The organism is Photobacterium sp. 1_MG-2023, assembly GCF_030547945.1.
Lineage (GTDB): Bacteria > Pseudomonadota > Gammaproteobacteria > Enterobacterales > Vibrionaceae > Photobacterium.
Genome location: NZ_JAUORR010000003.1, coordinates 114,623 through 130,629, shown reverse-complemented (window position 1 = coordinate 130,629; position 16,007 = coordinate 114,623). Strand labels below are relative to the sequence as shown.

General features: G+C 50.1%; 17 protein-coding genes. 12 read left to right on the top strand and 5 right to left on the bottom strand.

Annotated elements, in window-relative coordinates; genetic code table 11:
* Positions 1–36 precede the first annotated feature (36 nt).
* The 6 genes from Q4579_RS04170 (at position 37) to Q4579_RS04145 (ending at position 4,117) form a co-directional block, all read left to right on the top strand.
* Positions 37–483 carry a YaiI/YqxD family protein gene (locus Q4579_RS04170; RefSeq protein ID WP_303561853.1) on the top strand — a complete coding sequence of 149 codons (447 nt, stop codon included), beginning with the start codon at positions 37–39 and terminating at the stop codon, positions 481–483.
* Positions 484–725: 242 nt separating this feature from the next.
* Positions 726–1,319 (top strand): outer membrane beta-barrel protein, encoded by a 594-nt coding sequence (locus Q4579_RS04165; RefSeq protein ID WP_303561851.1) that lies wholly within the window; start codon positions 726–728, stop codon positions 1,317–1,319.
* 206 nt (positions 1,320–1,525) lie between these two features.
* Positions 1,526–2,110 carry a GNAT family N-acetyltransferase gene (locus Q4579_RS04160; protein WP_303561850.1) on the top strand — a complete coding sequence of 195 codons (585 nt, stop codon included), beginning with the start codon at positions 1,526–1,528 and terminating at the stop codon, positions 2,108–2,110.
* A gap of 114 nt (positions 2,111–2,224) precedes the next feature.
* Positions 2,225–2,590, top strand: coding sequence for an STAS/SEC14 domain-containing protein (locus Q4579_RS04155; protein ID WP_303561849.1), 366 nt, complete (start codon positions 2,225–2,227; stop codon positions 2,588–2,590).
* An 84-nt stretch (positions 2,591–2,674) separates the two neighbouring features.
* Positions 2,675–3,331 (top strand): HAD family hydrolase, encoded by a 657-nt coding sequence (locus Q4579_RS04150; RefSeq protein WP_303561848.1) that lies wholly within the window; start codon positions 2,675–2,677, stop codon positions 3,329–3,331.
* Positions 3,332–3,340: 9 nt separating this feature from the next.
* Complete coding sequence (locus Q4579_RS04145; protein ID WP_303561847.1) at positions 3,341–4,117, top strand: GNAT family N-acetyltransferase; 777 nt, start codon at positions 3,341–3,343, stop codon at positions 4,115–4,117.
* Positions 4,118–4,189: 72 nt separating this feature from the next.
* On the opposite strand, the gene Q4579_RS04140 is transcribed toward Q4579_RS04145, so the two are convergent.
* A complete protein-coding gene (locus Q4579_RS04140; RefSeq protein ID WP_303561845.1) occupies positions 4,190–5,347 on the bottom strand; it encodes a ParB/Srx family N-terminal domain-containing protein in 1,158 nt (385 codons plus the stop codon).
* 153 nt (positions 5,348–5,500) lie between these two features.
* Positions 5,501–5,860, bottom strand: coding sequence for a glutathione S-transferase N-terminal domain-containing protein (locus Q4579_RS04135; protein ID WP_303561844.1), 360 nt, complete (start codon positions 5,858–5,860; stop codon positions 5,501–5,503).
* Between the two features lie 274 nt (positions 5,861–6,134).
* Between Q4579_RS04135 and Q4579_RS04130 the strand changes: the two genes are divergently transcribed.
* The 5 genes from Q4579_RS04130 (at position 6,135) to Q4579_RS04110 (ending at position 11,968) form a co-directional block, all read left to right on the top strand.
* Entirely contained in the window at positions 6,135–6,488 is a 354-nt protein-coding gene (locus Q4579_RS04130; RefSeq protein WP_211648476.1) for a DUF3802 family protein, read from the top strand.
* Positions 6,489–6,718: 230 nt separating this feature from the next.
* A complete protein-coding gene (locus Q4579_RS04125) occupies positions 6,719–8,758 on the top strand; it encodes a methyl-accepting chemotaxis protein (protein WP_303561839.1) in 2,040 nt (679 codons plus the stop codon).
* An 85-nt stretch (positions 8,759–8,843) separates the two neighbouring features.
* Positions 8,844–9,569: a tRNA-uridine aminocarboxypropyltransferase gene (locus Q4579_RS04120; RefSeq protein WP_303561838.1), complete on the top strand. Its 726-nt coding sequence runs from the start codon at positions 8,844–8,846 to the stop codon at positions 9,567–9,569.
* A gap of 139 nt (positions 9,570–9,708) precedes the next feature.
* Positions 9,709–10,623 (top strand): N-acetylglucosamine kinase, encoded by a 915-nt coding sequence (nagK, locus tag Q4579_RS04115; RefSeq protein WP_303561836.1) that lies wholly within the window; start codon positions 9,709–9,711, stop codon positions 10,621–10,623.
* Positions 10,624–10,702: 79 nt separating this feature from the next.
* Entirely contained in the window at positions 10,703–11,968 is a 1,266-nt protein-coding gene (locus Q4579_RS04110) for a DEAD/DEAH box helicase (protein ID WP_303561835.1), read from the top strand.
* A gap of 70 nt (positions 11,969–12,038) precedes the next feature.
* Here Q4579_RS04110 and Q4579_RS04105 read toward each other — a convergent pair whose 3' ends face one another.
* On the bottom strand, positions 12,039–13,121 hold the full coding sequence (locus tag Q4579_RS04105; protein WP_303562179.1) for a ketoacyl-ACP synthase III: 1,083 nt from the start codon (positions 13,119–13,121) through the stop codon (positions 12,039–12,041).
* Between the two features lie 41 nt (positions 13,122–13,162).
* Between Q4579_RS04105 and Q4579_RS04100 the strand changes: the two genes are divergently transcribed.
* Entirely contained in the window at positions 13,163–13,426 is a 264-nt protein-coding gene (locus Q4579_RS04100) for a hypothetical protein (protein WP_303561833.1), read from the top strand.
* Positions 13,427–13,560: 134 nt separating this feature from the next.
* On the opposite strand, the gene Q4579_RS04095 is transcribed toward Q4579_RS04100, so the two are convergent.
* Together Q4579_RS04095 and Q4579_RS04090 are read right to left on the bottom strand one after the other, a co-directional pair.
* Positions 13,561–14,931: a DASS family sodium-coupled anion symporter gene (locus Q4579_RS04095; RefSeq protein ID WP_303561831.1), complete on the bottom strand. Its 1,371-nt coding sequence runs from the start codon at positions 14,929–14,931 to the stop codon at positions 13,561–13,563.
* A gap of 269 nt (positions 14,932–15,200) precedes the next feature.
* Positions 15,201–15,887 carry a vancomycin high temperature exclusion protein gene (locus Q4579_RS04090; protein ID WP_303561829.1) on the bottom strand — a complete coding sequence of 229 codons (687 nt, stop codon included), beginning with the start codon at positions 15,885–15,887 and terminating at the stop codon, positions 15,201–15,203.
* Positions 15,888–16,007 lie beyond the last annotated feature (120 nt).

Sequence of the window (16,007 nt, the reverse complement as noted above, 5' to 3'; positions counted from 1 at the left end):
TTTTCTATTGATAACAGACGATAAAGGTATGGTTGGATGAAGATTTGGGTGGATGCAGATGCTTGTCCGAATGTAATCAAAGAAATCATTTTCCGGGCCGCCAACCGTGTTGGTGTGCAAACGACGCTGGTCGCCAACCATGCGATTCGGGTTCCGGCATCACCTCATATCCGAGCTGTTCAGGTGATGTCTGGGTTTGATGTGGCGGATAATCATATTGTCCAGCAGACAGAGCCGGGTGATCTGGTCATTACAGCGGATATTCCGTTAGCAGACGAAGTCATTACCAAAGGGGCGCATGCATTAAATCCCCGCGGTGAGATGTATTCAAAAGATACCATCAAACAGCGTCTGCAAATGCGTGACTTTATGGAAACCATGCGCAGCAGCGGCATTCAAACCGGTGGGCCAGCACCACTCAGCCAGGCCGACCGACAGCAATTTGCCAATCAGCTTGATCGGTTTCTGGTCAAAGCGAAATAACCGGTTCAATATGTATTCAGTCTGAGAATGGTGTATGTCTGAATACATATTCAATTCACTCGGAAGTTGAACCTTTCCACAGTTTTATTCATCTCTTCAATTTCAATATTTTGTTCTTTCACGCAACTGTTAATATAAGCCGCCTCTTTGAAGGGATTCAATTTTGTATTGATTACAATCGGACTGAATCGATTTCATCGAGCAGGTTATATTTAGATTGATATTATTCGAGAAATAAAATGTTGAAAAAGAATGTAATGTATGCAGCAATGGGATTGTCTGCATTGAGTTTTTCTGCCCAATCATTTGCGGAAGTCGATTTTATTATCGGAGCCGGCTATGACATTGGTGGTGATACCATGACCACAGCCTACTACACCGATGGGAGTTCAACCAAAGTAAAATCTGCGGAAGGTTTGTCATTATTCGGTGGCATTGATTACTTTTTGCAAGATTCACTAAAACTTCGGGGAACGATCGGATATAAATTCTCATCGGCCAGTGCATCGAACGGTGAAATGACCTTCAGCCGTATTCCGGTTGACCTGTTGTTACTTCGTGGTTACCAGCGACATCAGATTGGTGCCGGTGCAACTTACCATACAGGTGTGGAATTTGAATGTGATGTTAGCGGTTATTATGGTGGTTGTGATGGCACCGTTGACTTTAAAGACAGCTTTGGCTTTCTGGTTCACTACGAATATCGTGTTCCACTGGAAAACAATAATGCTTTTGTGATTGGCGCACGATATACACATATTGATTATGAAGTGAAAGATTTCGATGTGGAATTTGATGGCAGTGGATTCGGGGTGAATCTGGGCTTCACTTTCTAACCTTGTTCCAGATAGTGTATTCAAGAGAGCTTGATAAAAAGCTCTCTTTTTTTATCTATTGATTGTGTATTTTTTCAATTCCCTTTCTGAATTCTCATTTTTTACCCTTTCCGCTGACTCTTTCTTGTTGATTTGAATAAAATTATGATATACAACACGTTTCATTTGTGGGTGTTGGCCTTATGATGACTCAAATAATCAGGGATATGGAAATGATTCAGTTAGACACGGACAGACTGGTGTTACGGCCGCTGACATTCAGCGATGCTGAAGCATTATTTGATATTTTTTCAGACCCGGAGGTGATGCAATACTGGGACGGTTCGCCATGGCACACCCTGTCACAGGCGTATGAGGACATCCAATCCTCAAAGGCTTCGCTTGATGAGCCAGAGAAACTGGTCTTGGGTATCTGTGATCGCGAAAGCCAGACATTTATTGGAAAATGTATGCTCTTTAATATTCATCCGACTTCCCGAAGAGCTGAAATCGGCTTTGGTATTGCGAAGGCATATTGGGGCAAGGGCGTCGTATTTGAAGCCGCATCTGCACTGATTCGTTTTGCATTTGAAGAGATGAATTTGAACCGGCTTGAAGCAGAAATTGATCCGATGAACCTAGGTTCTGCCAAAGTGCTGCAAAAGCTTGGTTTTGTGGAAGAAGGCTATCTCCCCGAGCGATGGATTGTTGATGGTTATCTGTCTGATTCTGCCCTTTATGGTTTACTTGCGAAACAGTGGCAGGAACACCAGGAGTCATCTTCAATCGTATTGGCAATGAGTGAAAGATAACGATGTATCTGAAGAAAGATTTTAAGATTCAGGCGGGTCATTCAGTCTCGCCCTAGCCGGACTGGCTGGCATAGGCAATACTTAATCACATTGTAATCAATAAAGGGTGTGCTGATGTTTCGTGTTGAAAATGTCGGAGACGACCGCCTGCATATCACCATCAGTGGCAAGCTGGACGCCGCAGAAATGCGGCTTGCGCTGGATGAACTTCGCACAAAATCGGTCCGGATTGAAGCAGGGAAAATGTTGTTCGATGTGGTGGATTATCACTTACCCTCCTTTGCTGCCATCGGTGTCGAGTTGTCCCAAATTCCCGGAATGATCGGGTTTATCCGAAAATTCCAGCGTGCTGCCGTGTTGTCGGATCAACAATGGGTGAAGAAAATCAGCGAACTTGAAGGCGCGTTGATTCCAGGCCTCACCATCAAAGCATTCAATCGGGAAGACAGGGAAGCTGCTGAAGCCTGGCTGGAAGGTTGAATGGCAGTGTCATTTTTCTGGCTGAAATGGCCGGGCGAAAAACATTCAGTAACCTAAACATAATCACGAAGGATAGTTGCAGGCATGTACCATGTGATGTTCGATGTAGACGATACACTCATTCGTTCCAGCGGGTTTGATGCGCACTGTTTTATGGATGCGGTGAAGCGCGTGACCGGGCTGGACTTAAATCGGGGGCTGGATGAATACCCTCATGCAACGGATCGGGGAATTTTACGGACTTTTATCCAGCACCAGGCACCAGATGAACAGCTGGACTGCCTGGAAGCGCGGGTCAAATCTGTATTTATTCAAAATATCCGGCTGTATCTCAAGCAGCATCCGGTTCAGGAAGTCAGGGGCGCAAAAGCTTTCTTATATCGCTTGCTGGCGGATGAACGATTTGTGGTTTCTGTTGCAACAGGTGGTTGGGGGGAAACGGCTCTGCTGAAATTGCAGGCCGCGGGTTTTCAGACCGACCAGTTATCGATGGCTTCTTCAAACGATCATTATGTCCGGACTCAGATCATGATGAAGGCACGAGAAATGGCCGGGGATGTGAACGATTTACCACTGACCTACTTTGGTGATGCAGCGTGGGATCGCCAAGCCTGTCAGGATCTGGGGGTGAATCTGGTGATTGTCGGTGATAAAGTCAGCCACCATCAGCAAGTCCGTGATTTCCTGGACGTTGATCAATTGCTGCGCTTTATCTCCGGGAGTCGTGAATACAATGGGTAAGGAAACAAGATGAATCAACAGGAAGTCATGGCTGCCTATAATCATTATGAGCGGATGACGATAGAAATACCGGGTTTTGAAAAAAGCCTGTCCGATGGTCTGGTGCGTTTCCGTTCAGCCCAGGGGCAGGGTGGTTTTATTTCATTTTTTGAGCTGGATGAAAACAATCTCAGTTCAGTGATTCACCGTCAGATTGCGTACTTTTCGGAGAGTGCGCCATTTTTCGAGTGGAAAACTTACAGCACCGATCAACCTGCCAGTATCGGGCAATATTTAACGTCGCATGGTTTTCAGCAAGGCGCGCCCGAGTCCTTTATGGTTTTAGATCTGGCTGAAGTCACACCCGTGCGGTCTTCTCCAGGACTCATCACTGAGGTTCACGATTTCAAGGGCATTCAGGATGCCATGAAGGTTCAGGAAGCGGTGTGGCAAACAGATCAAAGTGACCATCTGGACAATTTGCTCTATCTGAAACAAACGCAGCCGGATACCGTCTCTGTTTATGTGATTTATGAACAGGAGGAACCAGTGAGTTCAGCCTGGATCATTTTCAACGGCCAAAGTCCCTTTGCGGGTGTGTGGGGGGGAAGCACGATCGCACAATGTCGGGGAAAAGGGTATTACACGGCGTTATTGCAGCAACGGATTGACGATGCTTGCCGACGTGGAAAACGTTATTTAACCATCGATGCCTCAGAAATGAGCCGGCCGATCGTTGCACGGCACGGTTTTCAGTGGGTTGCTGAAACCGTACCTTATATTTATCGTGCTCCGAAAATGAGCTGAAGTCAGGCCATGAAAAAGGCGAAGCTGAGCTTCGCCTGATTGACTGATACGAAAAGGAAAGAGGGGCGTTGGTTATTGGCTTTCGCCCGCTTTCGTCCCTTCTTGAGATTCACCGGAAGCCGCTTTCTCTTGCTTCGCTTTTTCTTCCGCTTCTTTGGCTTTTCTGGCTTCCAGCACCCGTTTCGGGGTTGATTCTTCTTGTTCACGAATCCGGTAAGCCATCGCGTAATGCCAGCTGGAGGTTTGTCGAGACAACAGTGAATCGAGCACTTTGGTATTCATTTCCTCAAATTTACCCAGTGCTTTCGCGGTTTTGCCACTGCCGGGGATTTCTTCATCATCAGGCGCGTTGACGATCATCGAAGCGGCTTCTTTTAACGCAGCCGTATATTGCTCCGGGTCATCCAGATCATATTGTGAAACTTTCATTTTTTTGCGTAGAAACTGGGCCCAGTGGTACTGCAGGTAGGGCACAGACATCGGCCGGATCAGTGGATTGGCCATGGGAAAATCTGTATCCGGATCACTGTAAGCAACGTTCCGCAGGAAAAAGACCAGCGAGAGGTATTTATCATGTTTGAGTTGCTTCATACCCAGATACTGCGGCAGGTCTGAAGGTTTGATTTTCTCTCCGCGCGTATTATAGAGCCAGATTTGACCGGCTTTTTTCATGGCATCCCATTTTTCATCAATATCGCCCTCAGCAAGGCTGTGGGTGACTTTCACCAGCACAGGGACACTGGTCCCCCCGTTTGGCATATCCCAGAAGGTTGAAAGAATGTGATGACCAGAGAGCAGATACAGTGTTTTTCCGTCCGGTGCCACGAGCACGGTTGGCAGCGCATCTTGCTGGCTGCCTGGTTTTTGTTTACAGGTATAGCTTTCCAGATCGGTCGGTTTGGAATCTTCATGCCAGGTTTGAATGCCACCGCCGCCGTTGGTCAGGCACAGATCATCGAACAGTTGAGCCGGTCGGGCTTCATATCGCCCCAGGCTGGCGAAAATTCTGTCGTACGCTAATACAGGCTGTGTCGGTAAAATCTCGTCCAGTTTGACAGTCAATACATCGCCAACCTGAATGTCAGATTGCGTCGTTGCAGAGTCGTGATCGCTTTCCGCCGGAACGGCCGCCGCCGATTTTTCCTTTTCATCTGCCTGAGCTGAAACTGTGCCCGATAAAGCAGCACTCACAACGAGAGCTAAAAAACAGGCGATACGATGTAATCGCATGGGGGATCCTCATAAATCGTCGTGGCAAGTTGAGTTTAGCAAAACGCTAACCGTTGATTGTATAAGAAATAATACTGAAAAGAAGCCGGGCGAGTATCAGATGCTTGTCAAAAGATTGGCGATGATCCCGGCTGAGACAGCCGGGAGCGTCATTCAGGCGAAACGTGTTTCTAAATACAGGATGATATCTTTTGATTCATACATCCATTCAACCTGACCGTCGTCTTTTTCAATCCGAAGGCAAGGGACTTTGCGGCGACCGCCACCCTGAATCAGTTCCTGTTCAAATTCAGGATGTTTTGCATCCTTGGTTGTCAGAGGCAGCGCCAGTCGTTTTGCACTGCGACGGACTTTGACACAAAAAGGGCAGGCATCAAATTGATAAAGCTGCATAGCTTGCACTGCCTGATCGACACTCTGTTGATCTTGCGTGGAGCGTTTCATTGCTTTTGGGGAGAAGACAGCATTGAGCAGCAGGATAATCTTGCCCAGGATCCAGCGAATTATTTTCATGACCTATGATTCTCTATTGTTCCGTGTTGAGACGCGAAATTGTATACCATTTAGGGTCAGGTCGTCATCTGGATTACTTTTATCAGCAGTGGATTGCATTGTTCGGCTGATATCGGAGCCACCCAACATTCGACTCTAATGTTCACTGCTAAATTAGCCATTTCTTATTGATAAATAAAATAGTTAACTTGTGCACAGATGCCATCAGCATGCTTGAAAATCGTCGCTGACACACTATGATCCGGGGTAGTGTAGGATGAATTAAGCAAATCATATGGTTGTTGAATCTGAAGGTTATCACGCGCTGATAGAGTATTTTTCCGAAAACTTACATGTGTTTGAGGAATCAGGAACAGACGCGAGTGAAGAAACCGTCGAAAATGTGGTCACGGATCTGATTGCGACTAACCTGATGGCGGTTTTCAATCAGAACCCTGACCTGAAACCAGATTTCAGATTTAAGCTCATGCAGGAAGCAGATGCTGTACTGGAAGACTTATCCGAAATCCTGGGCGGACTCTGGTTAAAGCACCCGGGTGTCGAGCAAATTTCTTTTCTGGAAGACTATATCAGTCTGGTGAAGAACTTATTTGATAGCGTCATCAGTGAGCAAACCTCATTTGCCTGATTCTGGATACCTTTCGACAAAAAGAGCAGCAGATGCTGCTCTTTTTGTGTCAAAACGGCTCTGGTAACCATTCGTTTTTGTTACGCTTTTTTGTCAATTGACATGTTTTTGTCACATTGTTTCCGTATTTTACGGCGGAAATCATTTAGATAAAGATCACAATTGATGGCTCATGATTCTGACTCACGGAAGAGCGCAGCCAGCAATTCTGATTGTGACAAAGGTTTATCATGACAAAAAAGCATACACATCAGACACGGCTGTCTGTTGTATACCTGATACAGTCTGTATTTTTGCTTCTGGTGGTGATCGGGGGATTGCTGTCATTGTTTGGAAATCAGGGCCTGAATCGGGTTGCCGCTCAGTTCAGCTTACTCAGCCAGCAGGCATTGCCGGTCGCATCTCTCAATGCAGAGATGGTGAAAGGTTCGCTGGCTTCAGCGCAAAGCCTGTCTGAACTGATGAACAGTCGGTCGATTGATCATCTGAAGTCTTCTCTGGCGTCTCTGAAGGCCAATGAACAGCGGGTGGAAGATGCGGTCAGCAGCCTGGAAACGTTAGCGACCCAGAACCAGCTTGGCTGGCTCTCGGATAAAGTGGCAAACTTCAGAACCGATCTTGCTGTATTCAATCAGCTCGTCCAATCCATTTTTCAAACCCAACAGCAGATTCTGACCCATCAGGCCAAATTAGCGTCTGAGAAAGCGACGATGAACTACGCCATCACTTCCGTCCGTTCAGAGATGAGCCGAATCAGCATTGGGCTCTATGCCGGGGATACGGGGGCGATGGGGCATGTGACGAATTTGATTAATCATTCTCAGGAAATGGGGACCAACATGATGGCCCTGTTGTTTGAGAGTGATTTGGCGAAAGCTGAAGCGATCGCGAAAGATCTGAAACGAACCAACCTTTCCGGGATGCAGTACGGCTGGAAAGAGCTCAATCGCATCAATCCGGAACTGGCCGAGTTCACCAGTCTGACCGTGCCATTTGAGATGGTGCAGGCGCTGTTTGGTGAGCAAGGGATGGTGGCACTCAAGCTCGAGACATTGCGATTGATTCAGGCGCAGGCACAGCAGGCTGCTCAGGCGAAGGCGCAAGTCAGTCAGATCATGCAGCAACTGACTGCTTTAGAAGCCGATGCAAGTCAGATGATGCATCAGAGTGAGCAAGGGGTGGTGACGGCCAGCGAGAGTGCCAGGCTGATTTTTGTGGGGCTGAGTGCCGCAGGGCTCTTGCTCGCGATTGTAAGTGGAATCTGGGTCAGCAAAACGGTCCGGCAATCTTTGCAGCGATTAGACGATGTGGTGAAAGCAAACAGTCAGGGCGATCTGACGGTGATGGCGGACGAAAAAGCACCGCGTGAATTTGCAGAACTCGCCGTGCTGCTGAATCTGTCCAACCAAGCGAACAGTCAGGCCATGGCCCAACTGAACCGCAACAGCCAGCACCTGACTCTGGCCGCCGAGCGAAGCCAGTCCGCGTCAACACAGTCACGGCACGCAATGAACCAGCAAAGTGATCAGCTCAGTGCGATCGCTGCTGCAATTACTGAGCTGGAAGCGTCCATTAAAGAGATCGCACTCAGTACCACAGACTCTGAATCCGAGGCAGAAGCCGCCAATCAACTGGCGCAGGAGGGGGTGCGTATTATCAGTCGCAGTACTGAACGCCTGCAATCGCTGGATGCACAATTTGCCCGCAATGAAGCCTGTATGAAAGCGCTGGATACCCATGTGATCAGAATTACAGAGGTTGTGGAGCTCATCAGCTCGATCGCCAACAATACCAACCTGCTGGCGCTCAACGCCGCGATTGAAGCTGCCCGCGCAGGTGAGCAAGGGCGCGGTTTCGCGGTGGTTGCCGATGAAGTCCGCCAATTAGCCCGCCAGACAAATCAGCAAACAGAGTCGATTCGTCAGACGATAGAGGAATTGCACCGGGCTGCATTGGACGCAAATACTGCCATGCAGGAAAGCCGGAGTGAGATGACGGCCTCGATTTCACTCAGTAGTGACGTTGAATCCGCAATTCACAGGATTCAGGGAGCCATTGCCCGGATCTCAGAGAAAGTGATCACCATTGCTGCAGCCACCCAGCAACAGGAGAATGCTTCCGTTGAAGTTGGCCGAAATGTGGAAGAAGTGGCCGGTCAGGCTAACCTCAACAATCAGCAGCTTGCAACCTTAGTGGAAGAAGCCGCGAAAGTCGCTGACATTGCCCGCGAGCAGGAACAGTTGCTGACGCGCTATAAAATACGCGCGTAAAACACGCCGAAAACCGCTGACCGTCTTGTCACCGGATAACTAACGCCAGTAGAATGCTGGCGTTTTTTAATTCCGGAATGTTTCTATGCGTATTCACGCCGTTCATCACCTGTATGATGCCCGATTGGCCCGATCAACCCGTCCTTTTCTTGCCCGTGGCGGAAAAGTTGAGCGGTGTCGGTTTTGTATGCTTCGGGCACACCTGTGTATTTGTGCTTTGAAGTCTGAAGTCGAGTCAGACGCCGCGTTTATGCTGGTGATGTATGATGATGAAGTGCTCAAGCCCAGTAATACCGGTCGGCTTATTGCCGATCTGTTCCGGGATACCTTTGCCTTTATCTGGTCCAGAACGGAGCCTGATCCGGCCATGCTTGACATCCTTGCGGATCCGCAATGGCAGCCTTACGTGATTTTCCCGGCTGAATACGGGACGCCTGAGCGTGTTGCCGCACAGATTTCCGTGGGACCCGGTAAGCGTCCGCTGTTTATTCTACTGGATGGCAGCTGGTCCGAAGCGAAGAAAATGTTTCGTAAAAGTCCGTATCTGGATGGATTTCCGATGCTGTCGATTACGCCGGATTCACGTTCCCGTTATCGGGTGCGGGAGGCCGCAAAAGAGAATCAGCTCGGGACGGCGGAAGTTGCCGCACGGATCGTGGACGCTTATGGCGAATCGCAAAATGCCGAGGCATTGGACCTGTGGTTTGATGTGTTCCGGGAAAGCTATCTGGCGGGCAAATTGAATCGCTCCCTACCGGAAGATTCTGCCGTCAGTCGGCTGCGTCAGACGGTCAGCGCTGAAGCGGTTTGAGCAATCCAGAAATTTCATGAATTACTTGTTTTAAATGTGCACTGACGCTGACTGATGACTTGCTAAATAAGGCTCAGGTCACAGTCTGTATATCCTGAACGATGGATAATTTTCGCAGCGTAAAATAATGGAGAGAACGATGTATTACGGCTTCGATGTCGGTGGAACCAAAATTGAATTTGGTGCTTTTGACGAACAACTGGAACGTGTGGCGACCGAACGTGTCCCGACACCGGGTGATGATTATGACGCGTTAATCGAAACTCTGGTGGGGCTGATTCAGAAAGCGGATCAGACTTTCGGCTGCGAAGGCAAAATCGGTATCGGGATTCCCGGCATGGAAGATGCGGAAGATGGCAGTGTGCTGACTTCAAACATCCCGGCTGCGAAAGGCCGTTTTTTACGCCGGGATCTGGAAAACCGCCTTGGACGCGCCGTGAGCATTGATAACGATGCCAACTGTTTTGCACTGTCTGAAGCCTGGGATGAAGCCCTGCGTGATGAGCCTTCCGTACTTGGATTGATTCTGGGGACAGGTTTCGGTGGTGGTCTGGTTTTCGGAGGCAAAGTTTTTTCTGGCAAAAACCATGTGGCAGGGGAGCTGGGCCATACTCGCTTGCCGATTGATGCCTGGTTCCACCTAGGTGAAAAAGCGCCGTTGTTCCAGTGTGGCTGTGACAATCGGGGCTGTATCGATAATTATCTGTCTGGTCGTGGCTTCGAGCAGCTTTATGCGCATTACTACGGCGAGAAAGTGCCAGCGATTGATATTATCCAGCGCTATCAGCAGGGCGAAGCCAAAGCCGTGGCGCATGTGGATCGCTTTGTTGAACTGCTCGCTATTTGCCTTGGAAACCTGCTGACCGGGCTGGATCCGCATGTCATTGTGCTGGGCGGCGGACTCTCGAACTTCGAGCTCTTGTATGAAGAACTGCCGAAACGCTTGCCAAAGCACTTACTCTCTGTAGCCCGTGCGCCGAAGATCATCAAAGCCAAACACGGCGATGCGGGAGGCGTTCGCGGCGCGGCGTTTCTGAATATCGAAAAAGTTTAAGTATCCGTCGCCATTTCATTGGCAACATGAAGCAGCAGGGGCTAAAATCCCTGCCTTTTCGTATTCAGGTAACAACAACATGGCATTTTCCGGGTTAGGGCTACAGGCAGACATTCTTTCTGTTGTCGACAGACTGGGTTTTTCAGAACCAACGCCTGTCCAGCAACTGGCGATTCCCGTTGCTTTGAAGGGGCAGGATGTTCTGGCCGCTGCGCAAACGGGAACAGGAAAAACCGCTGCATTCGGTTTGCCATTGATTCAGCACCTGCTGACCAAACCTGTGCCGGAGCGGTCGCAGGAGAGTCGTCAAGGCGCGCCCATCCGGGCACTGATACTGACACCGACCCGAGAACTGGCGCAGCAGGTGCAGGACAATCTGACAATTTATTGTGCGTCACTGCCGGTGACTTCCGTTGCCGTTTATGGCGGCACCAGCATCAATCTGCAAACCAAAGCGCTTCGTGCATTCCCTGAGATTGTCGTCGCGACACCAGGCCGCTTACTGGATCATGCCCACATGGGGAATGTCGATCTCAGCCAAGTAGAGTATCTGGTGTTTGATGAAGCCGACCGCATGCTGGATATGGGGTTTCAGGTTGAAATTCAGCGGATTCTCAGACGCTTGAAGGCACCTCGTCAGACCTTGCTGTTCTCGGCAACGTTTTCACAGGCCGTGAAAGTGCTGGCCTATAAAATGATGCATGAACCTGAAGTCATTGAGGTGACGCCAGCCAATACCACAGCAGAGACGGTGAAACAAATCGTTCATCCGGTGGACAAGCACCGGAAAGCTGAACTGCTGGCTTATCTGATCGGCTCCCGGAACTGGCAGCAAGTGCTGGTGTTTACCAAAACTAAGCAGGGCTCTGATGCCCTGGTGAAAGAGCTCAAGCTCGATGGCATTCAGGCTGTGTCGATTCATGGCGATAAAAGTCAGGGCGCGCGTCAGCGGGCGCTGGATGACTTTAAAGCCGGCAAAGTCCGGGCCTTGATTGCGACAGATGTCGCCGCCAGGGGACTCGATATTGAGCAACTGTCTCAGGTGGTTAATTTTGACCTGCCTTATCAGGCAGAAGATTATGTCCACCGGATTGGCCGGACAGGTCGTGCCGGCAGTGAAGGGCTGGCAGTCTCGCTGATGAGTCTGGATGAAGAATGGGCATTAAAAGCGATTGAGACCTTGCTTGATACACGATTGCCTCAGGAATGGCTGGCGGGTTATGAACCGGATCCGACCATCGCACTGCCTGAACATGCCCCGAAAGGGCGCTCTGCGGATAAGCGGCGGATGAAAAAGCAAATGAAGATCCATCAGGGTCGCGGCAAACGCACGCAGCGCCGGTAAATCGGGTTTGAGAAGAATGAAAAAAAAGCCACTGTCATCAGTGGCTTTTTGGATCCATGGCGGCGAAAAACTATTTCACGCCGGTACAGTGATCAATCGCATTCTGCATGATCTCGCGCGCGGATTGATCGCATGGCGGTAAGCAGGCATCAGAAGTCCCCATTGGCGTGACTCGCTGTCCCCATTTGATAATGCTGGCTCCCCAGGTCAAACCGGCACCGAATGCCGCCGAGAGAATGGTATTGCCCGGTTTGATGAAACCCTGTTCGACCGCTTCGCACAGCGCAATCGGCACGGTTGCAGCCGACGTGTTACCGTAGTGCTGGATATTGATAAAGGCCTTCTCCAGCGGAATGCCGGTGTGATCGCAGAGTGCTTCAATAATACGCTTGTTGGCTTGATGGGGAATCACGACATCAATCTCATCTTTGCTCAGTCCGGCACGGTCCAGAACCGTGCTGGCGGCTGAGCCCATGCCGCGAACGGCGCGGCGGAAGATTTCACGGCCAACGAAATTGAAGGTGAAATGGCCTGGGTCGGGATCAAACCGATCCATCGACGTCCCAAAATCAGGAATCGCCAGCACATCCCGGCCTTCGGCATCACAACCTAGCTGAGATTCCTGAAGGCCGGTATTCTCTTCGGTCCGGCTGATGACGACTGCACCTGCGCCGTCCCCAAACAACACAGCCGTATCCCGTTTGCTCCAGTCAATCAGCCAGGACAGGCGCTCGGCGCCAATGACCAGCGCATGGCGGTAGTTACCGACCTGAATCAGACGGGTGGCTGTTTCAAGACTATACAAGAAACCAGTACAGGCAGCGTTGATATCGAAGGCTGCCGCGCCGGTTGCACCCAGTTCAAGTGCAACTTTCGATGCAATATTCGGCAGCAGGGTGTCGGGTGAGCAGGAAGCGATAATCACCAGATCCATATCTTGACCGGTGAGTCCGGCGGCGGTCAGCGCGTGGGCACCGGCGACTTCAGCCATCTGGGATGTGTTGACATGGCTGATCCGGCGCTCCTGAATGCCGGTGCGGGTTTGGATCCATTCATCGGTAGTTTCGACAAACTGACTGAGTTCATCATTGGTCAGAATTGCAGGCGGAAGGCATTTACCCCAGCCAGTAATTTCAGCGTGGTACATAGCGATTCTCTATTATAGTTTGTGGCAGGCTGAAGGATTCGCCTTTCGTGAATCCGTTGTCTTCTCTGCAGAAAAATGCAGGAAAATCGTTGAAAAAGTTTCTATTCAGTCCGTCATCTTACTCCAAGCGCTCAAGGCCATGCAACGACGAGGCGGCGGAGATTGTCAGTGTGATTGAAGAATTCAGACATGCGTTTGAAAATGGGCGTCAGCAGGCAGGGTGCAGGAGATTTGGCGTGGACGAGAACGGCATAAAAAAGGCGGTCGAGGTGACCGCCGGAAATAAAAGAGATGGGTGTTGCTATACCTGAGACACTGAAGCCATGATGCAGAATCGATTGGCCGCCGAGCCACAGGGTCTTCGGTATATTGTTATTATTATCAGGGAATAATGTCCTTGATTGTTTCTGAACCGTTACCGTTACCGGAACCGGAACCGGAATCGTTACCAGAACAGATATGCAATGATGGTCAGCAGCACAATCGCAACCAGATTCAGGTAGATGCCGGCGCGCATCATTTCTCTCTGCTTGATATGCCCTGAACCAAACATGATGGCATTCGGTGGTGTCGCAACCGGTAACATGAAGGCACAGGATGCCGCCACACCGATCAGAACCGACAGAATCACAGGGGAGACGCCCAGTGCTTCTGCAACGGATGCGAAGACCGGCACCAGCAGTGCTGCACTGGCTGTGTTACTTGCAAACTCAGTCAGGAAGACAACGAAGGCAGCAATCACCAGAATGGTGAACAGCAGTCCGGCCTGATCCAGGAAGCCACTCAAACTGTTCGCCAGGAAAACGCTGGTGCCTGTGTCTTTCAGAACGTTGCTCAGACAGATACCACCACCAAACAGCAGCAGAACGCCCCAGTCGGTTGTTTTCTCGATTTGTTTCCATTCAACCACGCGGGATGCACCCAGCATCGCAATGGCAAACAAGGCCACCAGTGTGTCAAAGCTACTCAGACCGCCCAGCATCGCGTTGATCGGCTTGCTGAAAATCCACAGACACACGGTAATGGCAAAGATGACCAGCGTGATTTTTCTGCCGTTCGTCCACTCAACCGGCTGATGATCCAGCTCGAAGGTATGGTTCAGGTTCGGCTTCAGCAGGAAGTACAGCACGGCTGCAGCCAGTGGCAACATGACAATCGTAATGGGCAGACCAAACTTCATCCAGCCGGTAAAACTGATGCCAGCCTCTGCAGCAGCGATGGCGTTTGGCGGGCTGCCGACCAGCGTCGCGATCCCACCAATGCTAGCGCTGTAGGCAACGCCCAGCAGAACAAAGACGTAGGTGTTACGCTGATCTTTGGCATCGACTTTGGCCAGAACACCCAGCACCAGCGGCAGCATCATGGCAGCAGTCGCGGTATTACTGATCCACATTGACAGCCCAGCCGTGACGCCGAACAGCATAAAGACGGCGACGGACATTTTCCCTTTCGCCATCACTAAGACTTTGTCAGCGATGGCTTTATCCAGCGCTTGGGTGCGGAGTGCAGCAGCCAGGGCAAAACCGCCTAAAAACAGGAAAATAATCGGGTTTGCGAAATTGCCCAGCGCAACATTGGTTTTGAATACACCAAACCCAACGGCTAAGAGCGGGACCAGCAGGGCCGTGATGCTGACGTGAACGGCTTCGGTCAGCCAGAGAACGGCAACGAAAGCAAGAATACTGAGACCGGTGGCAACTTCCTTCTCAACGGGCAGCGTGTTGAGCAGAACGAAGAAGAGTGCGATATCTGCAAGCAGTATCAGGCTGTTCCGGTCAAACAGCCACTGTTTCAGTGTGAGTGCTAAGGCTGTCATAGAGGTTCCTTCAGATTGACTGTTGTAATTTTGGGTGTGTAGGCACTGTGTTCGGAAACCCTTCACAGTGTTGTCAGGTTGAAATGTTGCATTTTTTTTAACGGTTGTTAACGCGTTTGTGGCCTGCACGGCAAGAAGTGATTGCTTTTGTGAGGTGGTGTTTTTTGAATGTGTGGGAATCCACCCATTGCTGAACCGGATCAACGTTGAAACGGGTCATCCTGTGCTGAGTCGGTTGAGCTCAGGCATGCCCGTTGAGAATGTAAACATCAGGAATTCAACGGGCTGGCTGGCACTGATTCTGGCTGAGGCGGGGGTGAGAATATTGGCTCTTTGGGGCCGGGGAATCGCGGTTGTTCGTCCAGCACATACAGATCGAGCCAGGCTTTTACGCGCGCCAGCACTTCCCGTAATCTGATTTTAAACCCGGCAACCCCATGCGGCGCAGGCACGGCCAGACAAATGGCATCAATCTGTTTATGTTCTGCAATAAAGAGCGCCCGCTCGCAGTGAAAGCGTTGGGTAATGATGGTGAGGCTACTGGCTTCGAAGACATCCCGGGCGCGCATCACGGAGTCCAGAGTTCGGAATCCGGCGTAGTCCAGAACAATCACTTCATCCGGAATATTGGCTTTCAGCAGATCCCGCTTCATGGTCCAGGGCTCATTGTAGGAACGGTGTGCGTTGTCACCGCTCAGGAGCAGAATCTGAATTTTTTTCTCGCGATACAGTTCAACGGCGGCATCCATGCGGAAGTTGTAGTAAGGATTCAGATTGTGGGCAATATATTTGCTGGTGCCCAGCACTAAGCCCACGGTGCGGGCTGGCACCTGTTCGATCTGGGTGTAAATACGATCAGACGTGGATGCAGCCACCCAACGATCCAGAATCAGGGAAACACCACATAAAAGAATGAGAAAAATGGCTGCATAACGCAGAAAAGAGCGCAGCTTCATAGGGTTCCAAAATACATAAATGACCTCGTTGACTCGGATAAGTGTAACCTAATTCGTTGATAATGTTGTGTAAAAATCAGGTCATACTTGTGATCATTTTTGGCTGGATTTTGCGCAGGT

What these genes read in the sequence shown, in the direction of transcription:
- Q4579_RS04170 (WP_303561853.1), top strand. Translation starts at nt 37, where the DNA reads ATGAAGATTTGGGTGGATGCAGATGCTTGTCCGAATGTAATCAAAGAA.
- Q4579_RS04125 (WP_303561839.1), top strand. Translation starts at nt 6,719, where the DNA reads ATGACAAAAAAGCATACACATCAGACACGGCTGTCTGTTGTATACCTG.
- Q4579_RS04120 (WP_303561838.1), top strand. Translation starts at nt 8,844, where the DNA reads ATGCGTATTCACGCCGTTCATCACCTGTATGATGCCCGATTGGCCCGA.
- Q4579_RS04110 (WP_303561835.1), top strand. Translation starts at nt 10,703, where the DNA reads ATGGCATTTTCCGGGTTAGGGCTACAGGCAGACATTCTTTCTGTTGTC.
- Q4579_RS04155 (WP_303561849.1), top strand. Translation starts at nt 2,225, where the DNA reads ATGTTTCGTGTTGAAAATGTCGGAGACGACCGCCTGCATATCACCATC.
- Q4579_RS04150 (WP_303561848.1), top strand. Translation starts at nt 2,675, where the DNA reads ATGTACCATGTGATGTTCGATGTAGACGATACACTCATTCGTTCCAGC.
- Q4579_RS04145 (WP_303561847.1), top strand. Translation starts at nt 3,341, where the DNA reads ATGAATCAACAGGAAGTCATGGCTGCCTATAATCATTATGAGCGGATG.
- Q4579_RS04135 (WP_303561844.1), bottom strand. Translation starts at nt 5,860, where the DNA reads ATGAAAATAATTCGCTGGATCCTGGGCAAGATTATCCTGCTGCTCAAT.
- Q4579_RS04095 (WP_303561831.1), bottom strand. Translation starts at nt 14,931, where the DNA reads ATGACAGCCTTAGCACTCACACTGAAACAGTGGCTGTTTGACCGGAAC.
- Q4579_RS04160 (WP_303561850.1), top strand. Translation starts at nt 1,526, where the DNA reads ATGGAAATGATTCAGTTAGACACGGACAGACTGGTGTTACGGCCGCTG.
- Q4579_RS04090 (WP_303561829.1), bottom strand. Translation starts at nt 15,887, where the DNA reads ATGAAGCTGCGCTCTTTTCTGCGTTATGCAGCCATTTTTCTCATTCTT.
- Q4579_RS04140 (WP_303561845.1), bottom strand. Translation starts at nt 5,347, where the DNA reads ATGCGATTACATCGTATCGCCTGTTTTTTAGCTCTCGTTGTGAGTGCT.
- Q4579_RS04130 (WP_211648476.1), top strand. Translation starts at nt 6,135, where the DNA reads ATGGTTGTTGAATCTGAAGGTTATCACGCGCTGATAGAGTATTTTTCC.
- nagK (WP_303561836.1), top strand. Translation starts at nt 9,709, where the DNA reads ATGTATTACGGCTTCGATGTCGGTGGAACCAAAATTGAATTTGGTGCT.